General features: G+C 53.4%; 17 protein-coding genes and 3 pseudogenes. 11 read left to right on the plus strand and 9 right to left on the minus strand.

Annotation, left to right across the window (positions count from 1 at the left end; all coding sequences use genetic code 11):
• Positions 1 to 462: 462 nt before the first annotated feature.
• Together pcnB and folK are read left to right on the plus strand one after the other, a co-directional pair.
• Complete coding sequence (gene pcnB / locus D5398_RS05300; RefSeq protein WP_208645898.1) at positions 463 to 1,788, plus strand: polynucleotide adenylyltransferase PcnB; 1,326 nt, start codon at positions 463 to 465, stop codon at positions 1,786 to 1,788.
• Entirely contained in the window at positions 1,785 to 2,264 is a 480-nt protein-coding gene (gene folK, locus D5398_RS05305) for a 2-amino-4-hydroxy-6-hydroxymethyldihydropteridine diphosphokinase (protein ID WP_120161133.1), read from the plus strand. Before pcnB ends, folK begins: the two co-directional genes overlap by 4 nt.
• Before the next feature lie 5 nt (positions 2,265 to 2,269).
• On the opposite strand, the gene qseC is transcribed toward folK, so the two are convergent.
• Both qseC and qseB read right to left on the minus strand, forming a co-directional pair.
• On the minus strand, positions 2,270 to 3,628 hold the full coding sequence (gene qseC, locus D5398_RS05310) for a quorum sensing histidine kinase QseC (RefSeq protein ID WP_120506698.1): 1,359 nt from the start codon (positions 3,626 to 3,628) through the stop codon (positions 2,270 to 2,272).
• 5 nt (positions 3,629 to 3,633) lie between these two features.
• Positions 3,634 to 4,311, minus strand: coding sequence for a quorum sensing response regulator transcription factor QseB (gene qseB / locus D5398_RS05315; protein ID WP_120506629.1), 678 nt, complete (start codon positions 4,309 to 4,311; stop codon positions 3,634 to 3,636).
• A 158-nt stretch (positions 4,312 to 4,469) separates the two neighbouring features.
• Here qseB and panB point away from each other — a divergent pair, with 158 nt between their 5' ends.
• The 3 genes from panB (at position 4,470) to panD (ending at position 6,621) form a co-directional block, all read left to right on the plus strand.
• Positions 4,470 to 5,264: a 3-methyl-2-oxobutanoate hydroxymethyltransferase gene (gene panB / locus D5398_RS05320; RefSeq protein ID WP_120506630.1), complete on the plus strand. Its 795-nt coding sequence runs from the start codon at positions 4,470 to 4,472 to the stop codon at positions 5,262 to 5,264.
• Positions 5,265 to 5,278: 14 nt separating this feature from the next.
• Positions 5,279 to 6,133, plus strand: coding sequence for a pantoate--beta-alanine ligase (gene panC, locus D5398_RS05325; protein ID WP_120506631.1), 855 nt, complete (start codon positions 5,279 to 5,281; stop codon positions 6,131 to 6,133).
• Positions 6,134 to 6,240: 107 nt separating this feature from the next.
• Positions 6,241 to 6,621 carry an aspartate 1-decarboxylase gene (gene panD / locus D5398_RS05330; RefSeq protein ID WP_013576951.1) on the plus strand — a complete coding sequence of 127 codons (381 nt, stop codon included), beginning with the start codon at positions 6,241 to 6,243 and terminating at the stop codon, positions 6,619 to 6,621.
• Positions 6,622 to 6,743: 122 nt separating this feature from the next.
• Here panD and D5398_RS05335 read toward each other — a convergent pair whose 3' ends face one another.
• Together D5398_RS05335 and D5398_RS05340 are read right to left on the minus strand one after the other, a co-directional pair.
• The gene (locus D5398_RS05335) at positions 6,744 to 7,514 is read right to left on the minus strand and encodes an ABC transporter permease (protein WP_120134965.1); all 771 of its coding nucleotides are present in this window, start codon (positions 7,512 to 7,514) and stop codon (positions 6,744 to 6,746) included.
• Complete coding sequence (locus D5398_RS05340) at positions 7,514 to 8,437, minus strand: ABC transporter ATP-binding protein (protein WP_120134966.1); 924 nt, start codon at positions 8,435 to 8,437, stop codon at positions 7,514 to 7,516. The genes D5398_RS05335 and D5398_RS05340 overlap by 1 nt, the downstream gene beginning before the upstream one ends.
• A 133-nt stretch (positions 8,438 to 8,570) precedes the next feature.
• Here D5398_RS05340 and can point away from each other — a divergent pair, with 133 nt between their 5' ends.
• Positions 8,571 to 9,227, plus strand: coding sequence for a carbonate dehydratase (gene can / locus D5398_RS05345; RefSeq protein WP_120506632.1), 657 nt, complete (start codon positions 8,571 to 8,573; stop codon positions 9,225 to 9,227).
• Between the two features lie 148 nt (positions 9,228 to 9,375).
• On the opposite strand, the pseudogene D5398_RS05350 reads toward can, so the two are convergent.
• A pseudogene (locus D5398_RS05350) lies at positions 9,376 to 9,921 on the minus strand (tyrosine-type recombinase/integrase); the annotation flags it as partial.
• A 5-nt stretch (positions 9,922 to 9,926) separates the two neighbouring features.
• On the opposite strand from D5398_RS05350, the pseudogene D5398_RS05355 reads away from it, so the two are divergent.
• Positions 9,927 to 10,079, plus strand: a pseudogene (locus D5398_RS05355) (phage late control D family protein); the annotation flags it as partial.
• A gap of 82 nt (positions 10,080 to 10,161) precedes the next feature.
• On the opposite strand, the gene D5398_RS05360 reads toward D5398_RS05355, so the two are convergent.
• Complete coding sequence (locus D5398_RS05360) at positions 10,162 to 10,575, minus strand: GNAT family N-acetyltransferase (protein ID WP_120506633.1); 414 nt, start codon at positions 10,573 to 10,575, stop codon at positions 10,162 to 10,164.
• Positions 10,576 to 10,722: 147 nt separating this feature from the next.
• Here D5398_RS05360 and D5398_RS05365 point away from each other — a divergent pair, with 147 nt between their 5' ends.
• On the plus strand, positions 10,723 to 10,944 hold the full coding sequence (locus D5398_RS05365) for a DNA-binding transcriptional regulator (protein WP_112151099.1): 222 nt from the start codon (positions 10,723 to 10,725) through the stop codon (positions 10,942 to 10,944).
• A gap of 188 nt (positions 10,945 to 11,132) precedes the next feature.
• Here the strand turns inward: D5398_RS05365 and hpt are convergent, their stop codons facing one another.
• The gene (gene hpt, locus D5398_RS05370) at positions 11,133 to 11,669 is read right to left on the minus strand and encodes a hypoxanthine phosphoribosyltransferase (RefSeq protein WP_120506634.1); all 537 of its coding nucleotides are present in this window, start codon (positions 11,667 to 11,669) and stop codon (positions 11,133 to 11,135) included.
• Positions 11,670 to 11,800: 131 nt separating this feature from the next.
• A complete protein-coding gene (cueO, locus tag D5398_RS05375; protein ID WP_120506635.1) occupies positions 11,801 to 13,396 on the minus strand; it encodes a multicopper oxidase CueO in 1,596 nt (531 codons plus the stop codon).
• Positions 13,397 to 13,607: 211 nt separating this feature from the next.
• Between cueO and D5398_RS05380 the strand changes: the two genes are divergently transcribed.
• From D5398_RS05380 to speD, 3 genes are all read left to right on the plus strand, one after another.
• Positions 13,608 to 13,955: a YacC family pilotin-like protein gene (locus D5398_RS05380; RefSeq protein ID WP_095924682.1), complete on the plus strand. Its 348-nt coding sequence runs from the start codon at positions 13,608 to 13,610 to the stop codon at positions 13,953 to 13,955.
• 205 nt (positions 13,956 to 14,160) lie between these two features.
• Positions 14,161 to 15,036, plus strand: a complete 876-nt coding sequence (speE, locus tag D5398_RS05385; protein ID WP_120506636.1) for a polyamine aminopropyltransferase — start codon at positions 14,161 to 14,163, stop codon at positions 15,034 to 15,036.
• Positions 15,037 to 15,064: 28 nt separating this feature from the next.
• Complete coding sequence (gene speD / locus D5398_RS05390) at positions 15,065 to 15,859, plus strand: adenosylmethionine decarboxylase (RefSeq protein WP_120506637.1); 795 nt, start codon at positions 15,065 to 15,067, stop codon at positions 15,857 to 15,859.
• Between the two features lie 73 nt (positions 15,860 to 15,932).
• Here the strand turns inward: speD and D5398_RS25595 are convergent.
• Positions 15,933 to 16,091 (minus strand): annotated as a pseudogene (locus tag D5398_RS25595) (DeoR/GlpR transcriptional regulator); the annotation flags it as partial.

Here is a 16,091-nt window from a genome sequence, read left to right on the forward strand (position 1 = left end):
CAATTTTTTCAGTCACTATCGAGGTGTACCATTTTTACCCGAGTAGCCAATTTTTGCCGTAAGGTGCTAGTTCGTGAAGATAAAGTCGTTCGTGAAGAAAAGGCTGTTCATGACGAAGCCGCGCTTCAAGGAGAACCTAATCGCGAGGAAAATTCCCGTCGTGATCCGTCTCCTGTGGCCGAAGGCAATGTGAAGGCAAAAAATCCTGAACGTCGTGACTACGAGCAACGCCGCGATAACCGCGGCCGTCGGGATGACAACGCGAACCGGGGCGACCGCCGCAATAATAACAACCGCCGCTCCTCTTCCCCTTATCCCCCTCGTGGCGAACGCAGCGATTCGCGTGGCGATCGTAATAACGATCAGCGCAGCGACCGCAATGAGCAGCGCGCTCCGCGCCCTTCTGTTGAACACGTACAGAAACCGCGTCCGTCATTTGATTACGCCGGTGAAACCCGTGCGATAACCATTATTCCACGCGATGAGCACAATATTTCTCGTCGTGATATCAGCGAAAATGCCCTCAAAGTGCTTTACCGTCTGAACAAGTCTGGCTTTGAAGCCTTCCTGGTCGGCGGCGGCGTGCGCGATTTGCTGCTGGATAAAAAACCGAAAGATTTCGATATCACCACCAACGCCACGCCTGAACAGGTTCGTAAACTGTTCCGCAACTGCCGTCTGGTCGGTCGCCGTTTCCGTCTGGCGCACGTTATGTTTGGCCCGGAAATCATCGAAGTCGCCACCTTCCGTGGTCACCACGAACAGCACGAAGAAACTGAAGATAAAAACGTTTCCCAGCAGGCCGTGAATGGCATGCTGCTGCGCGACAATATCTTCGGCACTATTGAAGACGACGCCCAGCGCCGCGACTTCACCATCAACAGCCTGTATTACGGGGTCGCTGACTTTACCGTTCGCGACTACGCCGGCGGTCTGCGTGATCTGGAAAACGGCATCATTCGTCTGATTGGTGATCCGGAAACCCGTTACCGCGAAGACCCTGTCCGTATGCTGCGCGCCGTACGTTTCGCGGCCAAACTGGACATGAAGATCAGCCCGGAAACTGCCGAGCCGATCCCACGTCTGGCCACGCTGTTGCAGGAAATTCCGCCAGCGCGTCTGTTCGAAGAATCCCTGAAGCTTTTGCAGGCCGGTTACGGCTACGAAACTTACAAAAAGCTTTGCGAATACCAGCTGTTCCAGCCGTTGTTCCCGCTGATTGCCCGCCAGTTTACTGAGCAAGGTGACAGCCCGATGGAACACATTCTGGTGCAGGTGCTGAAAAACACCGATCACCGTCTGCATAACGATCAGCGTGTCAATCCGGCGTTCCTGTTTGCAGCAATGTTGTGGTATCCGGTGATTGAGCATGCTCAGAAACTGGCCCAGGAAGGCGGTCTGACGTATTACGACGCCTTTGCGCTGGCCATGAACGACGTGCTTGATGAACAATGCCGCACCCTGGCCATTCCGAAACGTATTACTACGCTGGTTCGTGATATCTGGGCGCTGCAACTGCGTCTGTCACGCCGTCAGGGTAAACGCGCGCACAAGCTGATGGAGCATCCTAAGTTCCGTGCTGCTTACGATTTGCTGGTACTGCGTGCTGAAGTCGAGCAACACCGTGAACTGCAGAGTCTGGCGCAGTGGTGGGGTGAGTTCCAGGAAGCCACACCGGCTTCGCAGAAAACCATGCTGGGTACGCTGGGGGATGATGCCACACCGGCACGCCGCGCGCGTCCGCGCCGTCCGCGTAAACGGGCTCCGCGTAAGGATGGCGGTCAATGATCCGCGTTTACCTGGCTCTGGGCAGTAATCTTGCCCGTCCTCTTGACCAGGTAAATTGCGCGCTGGAGGCGCTGGCACATCTGCCGCGCACCCGCTTTGTGGCCGCATCCCCGTTTTACCGCAGTAAACCGCTGGGGCCGCAGGATCAACCTGATTATCTGAATGCTGTGGTGGCGTTAGACACGCTGCTGCCGCCGGAAGAGTTGCTCGATTGCACCCAAGGGATCGAGCAGAATCAGGGACGCGTTCGCAAAGCCGAACGCTGGGGACCGCGGACGTTAGATCTCGATATGCTGATTTATGGCGATCAGGTGATCAACACCGAGCGTCTGACCGTGCCGCACTACGACATGAAAAACCGTGAGTTTATGCTGTATCCGCTGGCCGATCTGGCGCCGGATCTGGTGTTCCCGGATGGCGAAACGCTGCAAAGCCTGCTCGCACGCGTTCCGCTTAACGGCCTGACGAAATGGTAAGCCGCTCAGCGACTTACCCGCACTTCCAGCCCACCCTCTGCTCTGTTCCTGTAAACCACTCTCAGCTGATGTAACTGCGCGATCCTCTGCACGATCGAAATCCCCAGACCGCTGCCGGTTTGCTCCTGTCCCGGTGGCCGGTAAAAGCGCTCGCCGAGCCTTGTCAGATGTTCATCGCTGATCCCCGGCCCCTGATCTTCAACCGTAATACCCCATGGTTCCAGTCGCACCGTCACGCAGGTTCCGGCGGGTGAATAGCGGATGGCATTATCGAGCAGATTTCGCACCATCAGTGAAAGCAACAGCGACTGACCGCGCATTTCAGGCGGCTTGCCCTGCGCCTCGAAACGTAATTCGATACCTTTACCGTGTGCGCGATAATCCTGTTCAGCCAGACATTGAGCGACCAGCGAAGTCCAGTCGATGCGTTCCAGCTCTTCCGGCGCGGAAAAGCTCTCCAGCCTCGAAAGCGTCAGTAACTGATCTACCAGGCGCGTGGCGCGATCGATACTGGTGGTCAGATTTTCCAGCGCATGTTCACGCATCTCGCTGTCATCGCCGGAAAGCTGCACCACTTCGGTTTGCACCCGCAGCGCCGCCAGCGGACTGCGCAGTTCATGTGCCGCGTCAGAGGTAAACCGGCGTTCGCGTATCAGCATCTCACCGGTACGGGCAAACAGGGAATTGAGCGCATTGGCCAGCGGCAGCACTTCGCCGGGCAGCGAGTCCGTCACAATCGGCGTAGCATCTTCCGGCGAACGCTGACGCAGCCCTTGTGCTACGCGCCGCAGTGGGCGCAGTTCCAGCGTGACCATCACAATCAGCGCCAGCAATAACACCGGCAGCGAGGCCAGCCACGGCGTCAGCTGTCCGCTGACCAGACTCCACGCCATGTCATTGCGGTAATCATATTCCTGCCCGACCGCTACGCGATATTGTCCGTCCGGCGACGTCAGCCAGACCATCCGCCAGGTATCACTGTCCCCTTTCAGCTCCACGTCGTTAAAGCCCTGCGTGTCACCATCAAAGCGGATGCGCTTGCCGTTCTCGCCATCATTAAGCAGCATCTGCCCGTGAACATTAAAAATGGCAAACGTCAGCGCATCGTCATCGGTATGACCACGCGACCCTTTGCGCACCATTTTTTTGGTGTCCGGCAGCTCGGCATCCTTTGAGAGATTCAGGCGATCGCCCAACCCTGTCGCGGCAAGGCGCTTAGCGAAAAGCATTTGCTGGGTATCGAAAACTTCATTGATATGTTTGCGGGTCTGATGCCACGCCACGCCGCTGGCAATCAGCCAGGTCAGCAGCGCCAGTACCGAGAAAAGCAGGATCAGGCGCAGGCGCAGACTGAGGTTTTTCAGTTTCTTCACCCTGGCTCTCCTGAAGGTGCGTCCCCCAGCGTATATCCCACGCCATGCACCGTTCGGATAAAACCTTTGCCGAGTTTGCTGCGCAGATGGTGAATATGCACTTCCACTGCATTGCTGCTGACGTCGTCGTCCCAGCTGTAGAGTTTTTCCTGAATAAGCGTTCTCGCCAGTACACGGCCTTTGTTGTTGAGGAGTAACTCCAGCACCGCCACTTCACGCGGGGTGAGCGTTACCGCTTCCCCGTTGAGAGTGACGCTGCGGGCTGCGGGATCAAACTCGACCGCACCATGCATCACTTTGGGCGTTACCACGCCATGACGGCGGCGGATCAGCGCCTGCAAACGCGCTGCGACTTCCACCAGCGCAAAAGGCTTACACAGATAATCATCGGCGCCGGCCTGAAGCCCGCCGACCCGCTGCTCGAGCGCATCACGGGCGGTGAGGATCAACACCGGCGTGTCGCGTCCGGCCTTGCGCCATTCGCGCAACAGATCCATCCCGTCCATGCCCGGCAGGCTCAAGTCGAGGATCACCGCATCATAAGGCGCGCTGTCGAGCGCCGCTTTGCCGGTCACGCCGTCGGTAAACCAGTCGAGCGTAAAGCCTAATTTTGTCAGCCCGGCTTTGATGCCGTCGCCAATCATCTTGTCGTCTTCAACTAATAGAATTCGCATGGTTCCCTCCGTTTTTGCCATTATAGCCGACGCTTCTTAATCACTTCTTAAGAGCGGGATCAACGTCTCTGAGATTGATCGTGCTGTCTGACTTTCCACTCATACAGTAGAATACCGGCATCATATTCATCCGATGAATTATTCAAAGGAACGTGTTCATGAAACCAACAACGCTGAGCCAGCTTCGCCAATGGAAGCAGGAAAAACATAAATTTGCGACCATTACCGCGTATGACGCCAGTTTCGCGCAGCTGTTTGCTGAGCAGGGTATCAGCGTGATGCTGATCGGCGACTCACTGGGCATGGTCGTTCAGGGCCAGGATTCCACGCTGCCGGTGACGGTCGACGAGATTGCTTACCACACCCGCTGCGTTCGCCGTGGCGCGCCTCACGCGTTATTGCTGGCTGACCTGCCGTTTATGAGTTACGCCACGCCTGAGCAAGCGTTTGAAAGCGCCGCCGTGCTGATGCGTGCAGGCGGCAACATGGTCAAACTCGAAGGCGGAAGCTGGCTGTGTGATACGGTCAGAATGCTGACCGAGCGCGCCGTGCCGGTTTGCGGCCATCTGGGGCTGACGCCGCAGTCGGTGAATATTTTCGGCGGTTATAAAGTTCAGGGCCGCGATGAAGTCGCTGCCAATCAGCTGATCAAAGATGCGATGATGCTCGAAGAAGCCGGTGCGCAACTGCTGGTGCTGGAATGTGTGCCGGTCGATCTCGCCCGCCGCGTGACAGAAGAACTGAGCATTCCGGTTATCGGCATTGGCGCAGGAAATGTCACCGACGGTCAGATTCTGGTGATGCACGACGCCTTCGGCATCACCGGCGGCCATACACCAAAATTCGCCAAAGACTTCCTCAGCGAAGCGGGTGATATTCGTGCCGCAGTGCGTTTGTATGTCGATCAGGTCGCGCAAGGCGTGTATCCGGGCGAAGAACATTCCTTTAAATAAGCGGGAGAAGGCTGGTGTTGATAATTGACAGCGTGGCGCTGCTGCGTCGCGAAATCCGTGATTTTCGCAAGAATAACCAACGTATCGCGCTGGTACCTACTATGGGCAACCTGCACGAAGGCCATATGACGCTGGTGGAAGAAGCCAAAGCGCGTGGCGATGTGGTCGTGGTGAGTATTTTCGTCAACCCGATGCAGTTTGAGCGTTCGGATGACCTCGAGCGTTACCCGCGCACGTTGCAGGAAGACTGCGAAAAGCTGAACAAACGGGGCGTGGATCTGGTCTTCGCTCCGTCACCGGCTGAAGTATATCCGAAAGGTTTGGCGACGCAGACGCAGGTCGATGTGCCGGTGATTTCCACCATTCTGGAAGGCGCGAGCCGTCCTGGGCATTTTCGTGGCGTCTCCACCATCGTCAGCAAACTGTTCAATCTGGTTCAGCCACAGGTTGCGTGTTTCGGGCAAAAAGACTTCCAGCAACTGGCGCTGCTGCGCACGATGGTGGAAGACATGGGGTATGACATTGAGATTGTCGGCGTGCCGATTGTGCGTGCCAAAGACGGTCTGGCGCTCAGTTCCCGAAACGGATATCTGACTGCTGATGAACGTAAACTTGCGCCTCAGCTGAACAAAATCATGAACGCGCTGGCGGAGCGTCTGAGTCAGGGCGAGCGCCATACCGATGAGATGTTACAGGAAACCGCGCAGCAGCTTCGCGAAGCGGGATTCACACCGGACGAACTGTTTATTCGCGATGCAAAAACCTTGCAGGAATTGTCCGTCGACAGCACGTCAGCGGTGATCCTGATGGCGGCATGGCTGGGTAAAGCGCGACTGATTGATAATCAGGAGGTTGATCTGACGCAGTAGACAGCGCAGGTCAAATGGGCAACTATGTTGGCCGCCGGAAATCCAGGATTTTTAGTCATTCCGACCGGCGAGCCCCCAGACTTTTTACGCACGAAGGGTCACACGCAATGGTACGTACAATGCTGCAAGGCAAACTGCACCGGGTTCACGTCACTCAGGCAGATTTGCACTACGAAGGTTCCTGCGCCATCGATCAGGATTTTCTCGATGCCTCAGGTATTCTTGAATACGAAGCGATTGATATTTATAACGTTGATAACGGTCAGCGTTTCTCGACTTACGCCATCGCGGCAGAACGCGGTTCGCGGATTATTTCGGTCAACGGTGCGGCTGCGCGCTGTGCCTGTGTCGGCGATCTGCTGATCATCTGTTCTTACGTGCAGATGTCAGATGAACAGGCCCGCCAGCATAAACCGAAAGTGGCCTATTTCGAAGGTGAAAACCAGCTGAAACGCACCGCGAAAGCCGTGCCGGTTCAGGTGGCCTGATAAAAGCCTCCCCCGAAAAGGGGGAGGCTGGGAGGGAGTTTAGCAGATAACTTCAGATTCAGATGCGGTCACTCATACCCCACCCCAACCCTCCCCTTCGCAGGGGAGGGAGCACAGAAAAATCAACTTCTCAGGCCGCGACCGCGTTCAATTAAGTACCACGCCAGCAAGTAAAACACCGCAATAAATGCCACCAGCACGCTCATCGTAAACACCAACGGCACGTCAGAAATCCCCAGGAAGCCGTAGCGGAAACCGCTGATCATGTAGACGATCGGGTTCAGCTTGGAGACAGCCTGCCAGATTGGCGGCAGCAGCGACAGCGAGTAGAACACGCCGCCGAGATAGGTCAGCGGAGTCAGAACGAAGGTCGGGATCAGGCTGATGTCATCGAAGGTTGTGGCAAACACCGCATTCAGCAGGCCGCCCAGCGAGAACAGGATCGCCGTCAGCAACAAGGTCAGCGCAATGATCAGCCACGAATGGATCACCAGCGGCACGAAGAACAGTGAGATCGCCGTGACCAGGATCCCCACGCAGATCCCGCGTGCCACGCCGCCGCCGACATAACCGGCGATCACTACATGCGTTGGCACCGGCGCGACCAGCAGTTCTTCGATGTTGCGCTGGAATTTAGCGCTGAAGAACGACGACGCCACGTTGGCGTAGGAGTTCGTGATCACCGCCATCATGATCAGGCCCGGCACGATAAACTGCATGTAAGTAAAGCCATGCATGCTGCCGATTTGCGAACCGATGAGGTTACCGAAAATGATGAAATACAAGGTCATGGTGATGACCGGCGGAACCAGCGTTTGGATCCAGATCCGGCCAAAACGGTTGATCTCTTTCAGCCAGATACTTTTGAGTGCCACCCAGTACAATTGCGACATTATTTCTTTTCCTCACTGCCGTTCACCAGCGTGACAAACAGCTCTTCCAGACGGTTCGCTTTGTTACGCATACTCAATACCTGCACACCCTGCTTGCTCAACTGACTGAACAGGGAATTCAGCCCCTGCTCACGCATCACTTCTACTTCCAGCGTTGAAGTATCAGTCAGATGACTGCGGTAGCCTTCCAGCACCGGCAGCGGGCTTTTAGCACCTAAATCCAGAATGAAGGTTTCGGATTTCAGCTTCGACAGCAGCTCTTTCATGCTGGTGTTTTCCACCAGCTGGCCGCCCTGAATAATGCCGATGTTACGGCACAGCATTTCCGCTTCTTCCAGATAGTGCGTGGTCAGAATAATAGTGGTGCCCTGCGCGTTCAGCTCTTTCAGGAAGCCCCACATAGAGCGGCGTAATTCAATATCCACGCCTGCGGTTGGCTCATCAAGGATCAGCAGTTTTGGCTCATGCATCAACGCACGGGCGATCATCAGACGGCGCTTCATCCCGCCGGACAGCATGCGGGAACGCTCGTTGCGTTTGCCCCACAAGTCCAGCTGCGTCAGATATTTTTCCGCACGTTGCAGCGCCAGCGGACGCGGCACGCCGTAATAACCGGCCTGATTCACCACTACCTGCATGACGGTTTCAAACGGGTTGAAGTTGAATTCCTGCGGCACCAGACCTAACTGGCGTTTAGCGTTAACGATATCTTTATCGATGTCGTAACCGAACACCCGCACCTTGCCGGCAGTTTTGTTGACCAGTGAACTGATGATACCAATGGTGGTGGATTTACCCGCACCGTTTGGCCCAAGCAGGGCATAAAAATCGCCAGCTTCGACGCGCAGATCGATTCCACGCAAAGCCTGTACACCACCGGCGTAAGTTTTGGTTAACTTTTCCAGTTCCAATGCATAATTCATAAAGGGAGCGTACCTTCTTGTGAAAACCCTGTTGTAGGAATGAGTAAGTGGAGATGCCGAATCAGTTTGAAAAGTCGGGACATTGCCCTATATTACCCCATCGCAGTCAGCTCGTTACAGGCTATTAACCTCCATGAATGACATAGAAAGACTCATCAGTAACAATGCAGCCTGGTCTAAAACCATGATTGACGAAGATCCTGGTTTCTTTGAGCGCCTCTCCGAATCTCAAAAACCCCGTTTCCTGTGGATTGGCTGTTCCGATAGCCGTGTCCCTGCCGAGCGCCTGACAGGCCTGGAGCCGGGCGAGCTTTTCGTTCACCGTAACGTCGCCAATCAGGTGATCCACACCGACCTTAACTGCCTGTCCGTTGTGCAATATGCTATCGACGTGCTGGAAGTCGAACACGTGATTATCTGCGGTCACTACGGCTGTGGCGGTGTGCAGGCGGCGGTTGAAAATCCTGAACTGGGTTTGATTAATAACTGGTTGTTGCATATCCGTGACATCTGGTACAAACACAGCTCCCTCTTAGGTGAACTGTCGCCAGAAAAACGTCTCGATAAATTGTGCGAACTGAATGTGGTTGAACAAGTCTACAACCTTGGCCATTCCACCGTGATGCAATCGGCCTGGAAACGCGGCCAGAAAGTCACGCTGCACGGCTGGGTTTACGGCATTCAGGATGGTCGTCTGCGTAACCTCGAAGTTGACGCCACCAGCCGTGAAACGCTGGAACAGCGCTACCGTCAGGGTGTTTCCGCCCTGCTAAACGGTGACCCGCAGTAACAAGCCGCCCTACTTTACAGAATTTAAAAAAACAAAAGGCACAAAAATGTGCCTTTTTTACCATTTATTTTTCCTGCACTTACAACGCGATCACTATAAATCAATGAGTTATAAATGCTGTAAGCAGCAGTAAGCCCTATAAAGATGCTTAGGTGTGGACACTATGTGGACACTCCAGCCCCGCTTTCCCCCTCAATGGATTGAAGGAAATTGCGTCCTGCAGGAAGTCCGGAGCGAAGTGAGCATAGACCATTGTCTGGTTGATATTCGCGTGTCCGAGAATTCTTTGTAGGGTGATTATGTTCCCGCCGTTCATCATGAAATGTGTAGCAAACGTATGTCGCAGCACATGCAATGATTGCCCCTTCGGTAAGTCTGGCTTCACCGATTTCAATAGCAGCCGGAAGGTCAAATAATCGGCATCAGGAAAAAGTAATCCAGACTTCTGATTTTTGACTGCCTTACATACCTCGTCTGAGATCGGGACTGTTCTGGGTTTGCCGTTTTTGGTATTGAGAAAAGTCACTCGGTTATTAATGACATTCTCAGCCTTCAAACTGCTTATTTCTCCCCATCGGCCTCCTGTACTCAGACTCAGGATCGCAATCCTCTTATTGTCCCCTTCCAAAACAGACAGCAACTTCTCGATTTCATCAGCAGACATAAAAGTCATGGATGATAGCTGCCCTTTTAACAACGTTATCTGGTTTTAAATCCGTGATCGACGCGCAGCCGTGGATTATCAGCAAGGTGACACACAGCCTCGGCAGCAGTGGATTTGTGACCACGTTGAATCTGGAGGTATTGTTGTTGGATGTGAGTTATCAGGCGACGGAGGATGATGGCTCCTAAACAACTTTGGGAATACAGCAATAAGGCATGTTCATTTTTATTGGACGACTATGAAAGTGAACATGCCTGCGGATAGGGAAAATTAAAGGATCTTTTTCATTGAAGGGGAAGTGTGGAAAATAAAAGCATTCCTTTCATAGAAGGGGATTGCCTCTTTTCTTGCATCAAGAAAAACAAAATTCATCTCCCTGCTTTTAGCCTCACTGACAGCGAAATCGAGAAGTAACCTACCCGTTCCCGAATTGCGCTCATTCTCGTCAACGACCAGATCATCAATATGTAGATGAGAACCTCGTGCCAGTGTGTGTACTGGCCTGATACCCATCACACCGATAATTCTTTCTTCGAGAACAGCAGCAACAAGCTCATACCCATTCAGAGTCTGAACTCTTACGCTTTTTAAAAATTCGTCTTTGGTGATGTTTCTGAGTTGAGCAATGATCGGGAAGGCGCTTTCCCACTCAGAGGGAAGTAATTTTTTAATCAGAACAGTCATAAAACATCCAGTTCAATAAGCAGAGTTATTATTTATAGGATTGTTATTATTTTGTTGCAATGTAAAACACTGTAATTCCACATGTATGTTTCTCTCCATAATATACAATGACTACATCTGATTAAAAATGATTACATGGTGATTGTCATGATGCACTGCCCGAAATGCCAGCACGCCGCCCACGCCCGTTCAAGCCGTTACCTCAGCATCAATACCAAAGAGCGTTATCACCAGTGTCAGAATATCAATTGCAGCTGCACATTTAAAACTCATGAGTCGATCGCTGACATCATTGTTGAGCCAGGAACTGTGCATGCTGTGCAGTTGCATCCAGACAAACACAGCCAGCAATCCCTACAGATGCACTAAAGAAAAAGCCCCGAATAAACGGGGCTTCTTTTGTCGATGTGGTCAATGCGTGGACACTGAAATGAATAAATCCATTTAATTCATATAGTTAACATCGTTTCCAAAGGCACAAAAATGTGCCTTTTTTAGTGCCTTTTTTCTGTGGATTACTTCGATCCTCCCCTTCGCAGGGGAGGGAGCAAACAATATTACTCCTCCAGCATTACGACCTTGCCGACATAGGGCAGATGCCGATAGCGCTGGGCGTAGTCGATGCCGTAGCCGACAACGAATTCGTCGGGGATCGGGAAACCGACGTATTCGACTTTTACGTCGACTTCGCGGCGTTCTGGTTTATCCAGCAGGGTGCAGATGGCAAGAGATTTCGGGCCGCGCAGTTGCAGGAGTTCGCGGACTTTGCTCAGCGTGTTGCCGGAGTCGATGATGTCTTCAACGATGAGAACGTCTTTACCACGAATGTCTTCGTCGAGGTCTTTGAGGATCTTGACGTCGCGGGTGGTGGACATGCCATTGCCGTAGCTGGAGGCGGTCATGAAGTCGACTTCGTGCGGCACATCTACGGCGCGGCACAGATCAGCCATAAACATGAAGGAACCGCGCAGCAGCCCAACCAGCACCATCTCACTGCCGCTGTCACGGTAGTGTTCGGTGATTTCACGACCCAACTCGGCAATTCGGGTTTTGACTTCCTGTTCGGAAATCATGACGTCAACGCGATGTTTCATATAAAGACTAACCACCTGATTTAAGAATATTTATCGCCACTTTTAAACAAAATGGCGACCATATAGTGGAAAGGATTATATCAAAGAACCCGGCAACGGGTCACGCGCCGGGGCTTTTACAGGCAGGATTATCACGCGGATACCGTAAACCCGAGCATCATGCCGGTGTCTTCGTGTTCCAGCAGATGGCAGTGCGCCATGTAGGCATGTTGCTTATCCGCCAGATGATTGAAGCGCACAAGCACTTCGCTGCGAGCACCTTCAACGCGCACAATGTCCTTCCAGCCCTGACGATGTGGTGGAACCGGCTGACCATTTTCAGAAAGAATACGGAACTGCGTGCCGTGGATATGGAACGGGTGCAGCATCATGTCGCCTTCGCCTGAAATGGTCCATTTTTCATACTGGCCCTGTTTCACATCGAACGCAGGCACATTCATGTCATAGGCTTTACCGTTGATTTTGTTGCCCTGCATGAAGTCGTAGCCGCCGGAAGATTTGCTCATATCCATGCCCGCCATACCGCCGTGACTATCATGTTCTGAACCGGACATTCCCGCCATATCACTTCCGCCATGATCCATACTCATTCCGGCCATCGCATTGTGACCATAACGTTTCATCAACGCGGCCATACCCTGCTGATCCAGTTGCGGATCCATCATCAGTTGCAGCCAGCGGGTCGGCAGATTATCGACGGACACCAGCGCCGGAAGCGGCACCAGCGTATCCGGCAGCGAACTGCCGCTTTGGGTCAGCGTCGGCTGAATGCGCAGCACCGGTAACGGTTTGTCGAAAGGTGCCAGCGTCATGCCCATTTGCTTCACCGGCAACGTCACCAGATCAAACGCTTTGCCGTCGCTGCAATCGATCAGCACTTCAAAACGCTCGCCCATCAGCAAAGGTAAATCGCTGACTTTCACCGGCTCAGGCAGAAAACCGCCGTCGCTGGCAATGACATACATCGGCCGCTGGTCACTGGTGGCAATGTGCAGCGAGCGCGCATTACAGCCGTTGAGCAAACGAAAACGCACCCAGCCGCGGGAAATGCCGTGCTGCGGATAAACCGCGCCGTTGGTCAGCATATGCTGTCCGAACCAGCCGACGGCGGCGGTCATGACGTCCATCTGGTAATCAATCTGCCCGGCGTCGTTCAGGCGTTTATCCTGCAAAATGACCGGAATATCATCCACGCCCCAGCGTTTGGGGATCTGCAACATATCGCTGGCTTCATCTTCAATCAGCACCATGCCAGCCAGCCCCATCGCCACCTGATAACCGCTGGTCTGGTGCGGATGCGGATGGAACCAGCAGGTTGATGCGGGCTGATCCAGCGTGAAACTGACTTTGCGTTTCTCACCGGGTGCGATCAGTGCCTGAGGCCCCCCATCCACTTCACCGGGGATCTCGAGCCCGTGCCAGTGAACGGTGCTGGCGACATCCAGTCGGTTGTTGACGGTGACATCGACCGGCTTACCACGGCGGATGCGCAGCGCCGGGCCGAGAAGATTACCGTTCACGCCCCAGGTATCGGTGTTCATTCCGGGCAAAAACTGGCTCTGTCCGCGCTGTAACGTCAGCATAATGGCATTGCGGATATCCGGCTCAAGCAGCGCAGGAATGGGCAATGCCGGGCGGTCAGCGGCGAGCGCGAGGCGGCTCCAGCCGGGCAGCGTAGTGGCGACGCCCATCAGGGTCGTCCACTTCACGAAATCACGACGGTTCATTTTTCAGTCCTTATGAGGGGGCAATTGCCTGACGGATGGCGTACGCGTGCCATAATAGTACGACAGCCTACCCCTTCCCCTAAGGGGAAGGTCAAGTGGCTCAGCGGGAAAAGAAATTTGGTGCCGCTCAGTGCAAATATGGTAACGTCCTTTTAACTGTTTGTGAGCCAAGTCTTTCTGACTTTCTATCTAAAAGAACAAGAACACGCCGATGAAAAAAACAACATTGTGTTTGCTATTACTGTCGCTGCTTGGCTTTTCCTCCGCCAGTCAGGCGCTGAGTGAATCAGAAGCGGAAGATCTGGCGGATCTGACCGCGGTCTTTGTTTATCTGAAAAATAACTGCGGCTACGAACAGCTGCCGAATACCCAAATCAAACGGGCTATCGTATTTTTCGCCCAGCAAAACCGCTGGGATCTGAGCAACTACAACAGCTTCAATATGCAGTCGATGGGCGAAGACAGTTACCGCGATCTGAGCGGTATCGCGGTGCCTAAACCGACCAAATGCAAATCTCTGGCGCGTGATTCCCTGAGTCTGCTGGCCTACACCAACTAAACATCTCAGCCTGTCTACAGGCTCTGTGCTCCGTCATTTTGTTGCCGGAGCTGCTTCCCTTCCTCTCTGTTATCCGCGTCCCGCCTGCCTCGGCTACACTTAATCTAAATTGATTTGTCTGAAATTCAACCGTGCATGGACCGGCAGAGTTAGCTATCATGTGCGCCCATTTTTATGGCTGCGATTGATCAGGAGAAACAACAACATGTCCCAGAGCTCGTCATCCAAAGAAATATGGTATGAGACGCTGCACGCCCATTTTGGCCAGTACTTCAGCGTCGATAAAGAGTTATACCGTGACAAAACCGAGCATCAGGATCTGGTGATTTTCGAGAACGCTGCGCTGGGTCGCGTGATGGCGCTTGACGGCGTGGTGCAAACCACCGAACGTGATGAATTCATCTACCACGAAATGCTGACCCACGTGCCATTGTTCGCCCACGGTAACGCCAAAAAGGTGCTGATCATTGGCGGCGGCGACGGCGGAATGCTGCGCGAAGTATGCCGTCACAAAGGCGTGGAATCGGTGACGATGGTGGAAATTGATGCTGGCGTGGTGGAATTTTGCCGCCAGTATCTGCCCAACCATAATGCCGGAGCCTATGACGATCCGCGTTTCAAACTGGTGATCGACGATGGCGTAAATTTCGTTAATCAGACCGCTGAAACCTTTGATGTGATCATCTCCGACTGCACCGATCCGATCGGTCCCGGAGAAAGCCTGTTTACGTCAGCGTTCTACGAAGGCTGTGCCCGTTGTCTCAAACCGGGCGGCATTTTCGTGGCTCAAAATGGCGTCTGTTTCCTCCAGCAGGATGAAGCGGTCAACAGCCACACCAAACTGAGCCACTACTTCAGCGATGTCAGTTTCTATCAGGCCGCGATCCCGACCTATTACGGCGGCATCATGACCTTTGCCTGGGCGACCAACAGTCCGGAATATCGCCAGATTGACGGCCAAACCTTACAGGCGCGCTTTGACGCCGCAGACATCACCTGCCGCTATTACAATCCGGCTATTCATCACGGCAGCTTTGCCCTGCCGCAATATTTACTGAATGCCCTGTCAGCCGCGCGCTGATACTGCATCCATAAGGGGGTGAACTAAATTGCAAAAGCTGAAACTGCATGGCTTCAATAACCTGACCAAAAGCCTGAGTTTTTGTATCTACGATATCTGCTACGCCAAAACCGCAGACGATCGTGATGGCTACATTGCCTACATTGACAAAGAATACAACGCCAACCGGTTAACGGAGATCCTCACCGAAACCTGCTCGATCATCGGTGCCAATATCCTCAACGTGGCGCGACAGGATTACGAACCACAGGGTGCCAGCGTCACGATTCTGGTCAGCGAAGAACCGATGGATCCGCGCGATGTCGATAACACCGAGCATCCCGGCCCGTTGCCAAATTCCGTGGTCGCCCATCTGGATAAAAGCCATATCTGCGTTCACACCTATCCGGAAAGCCATCCCGAAGGCGGTTTATGCACCTTCCGCGCTGACATTGAAGTTTCGACCTGTGGCGTGATTTCACCGCTGAAAGCGCTGAACTATCTGATCCACCAGCTCGAATCCGATATCGTCACTATCGATTACCGTGTTCGCGGTTTTACCCGCGACGTGAACGGCGTGAAACACTACATCGACCATTCCATTAACTCGATTCAGAACTTCTTATCGCAGGATATGAAAGCGCTGTACGACATGATGGACGTCAACGTGTATCAGGAAAACATCTTCCATACTAAGATGTTACTGAAAGAATTCGACCTGAAGCATTACCTGTTTAATGCCAAACCAGATGAACTGAGCGCGCAGGAGCGTAAAGAAATCACCGATTTGCTGTACAAGGAAATGCAGGAAATCTATTACGGCCGCAATCTGCCGTCGGTCTGATCTGCGTTGAAGAAATAAGAAAAGGCCGGACAGGTTTAAATGTCCGGCCTTTTTGGTTTTAGGGAGAAACAGATCAGGCCAGCGTCAGCATGAACGGCTGTTCGCCGAGCGCCTGCTGAATCTCAGAGTGCAGGCCTTTGTCGGTAATAATATCGGTCATCTCCGCCAGCGGCGTGACACAAAACAGCGAGTACGCGCCGTATTTACTGCTGTCAGCCAGCAACACCCGGCG

Source organism: Rahnella bruchi (assembly GCF_003614975.1).
In the GTDB taxonomy this organism is placed as follows: Bacteria; Pseudomonadota; Gammaproteobacteria; order Enterobacterales; family Enterobacteriaceae; genus Rahnella; species Rahnella bruchi.

Excerpts from the sequence above, each read along its gene's own strand:
- panD (WP_013576951.1), top strand. The coding sequence starts at position 6,241 with ATGGTACGTACAATGCTGCAAGGCAAACTGCACCGGGTTCACGTCACT.
- cueO (WP_120506635.1), bottom strand. The coding sequence starts at position 13,396 with ATGAACCGTCGTGATTTCGTGAAGTGGACGACCCTGATGGGCGTCGCC.
- folK (WP_120161133.1), top strand. The coding sequence starts at position 1,785 with ATGATCCGCGTTTACCTGGCTCTGGGCAGTAATCTTGCCCGTCCTCTT.
- D5398_RS05360 (WP_120506633.1), bottom strand. The coding sequence starts at position 10,575 with ATGACTGTTCTGATTAAAAAATTACTTCCCTCTGAGTGGGAAAGCGCC.
- D5398_RS05335 (WP_120134965.1), bottom strand. The coding sequence starts at position 7,514 with ATGTCGCAATTGTACTGGGTGGCACTCAAAAGTATCTGGCTGAAAGAG.
- speE (WP_120506636.1), top strand. The coding sequence starts at position 14,161 with ATGTCCCAGAGCTCGTCATCCAAAGAAATATGGTATGAGACGCTGCAC.
- D5398_RS05365 (WP_112151099.1), top strand. The coding sequence starts at position 10,723 with ATGATGCACTGCCCGAAATGCCAGCACGCCGCCCACGCCCGTTCAAGC.
- can (WP_120506632.1), top strand. The coding sequence starts at position 8,571 with ATGAATGACATAGAAAGACTCATCAGTAACAATGCAGCCTGGTCTAAA.
- D5398_RS05380 (WP_095924682.1), top strand. The coding sequence starts at position 13,608 with ATGAAAAAAACAACATTGTGTTTGCTATTACTGTCGCTGCTTGGCTTT.
- panB (WP_120506630.1), top strand. The coding sequence starts at position 4,470 with ATGAAACCAACAACGCTGAGCCAGCTTCGCCAATGGAAGCAGGAAAAA.
- qseB (WP_120506629.1), bottom strand. The coding sequence starts at position 4,311 with ATGCGAATTCTATTAGTTGAAGACGACAAGATGATTGGCGACGGCATC.
- hpt (WP_120506634.1), bottom strand. The coding sequence starts at position 11,669 with ATGAAACATCGCGTTGACGTCATGATTTCCGAACAGGAAGTCAAAACC.
- D5398_RS05340 (WP_120134966.1), bottom strand. The coding sequence starts at position 8,437 with ATGAATTATGCATTGGAACTGGAAAAGTTAACCAAAACTTACGCCGGT.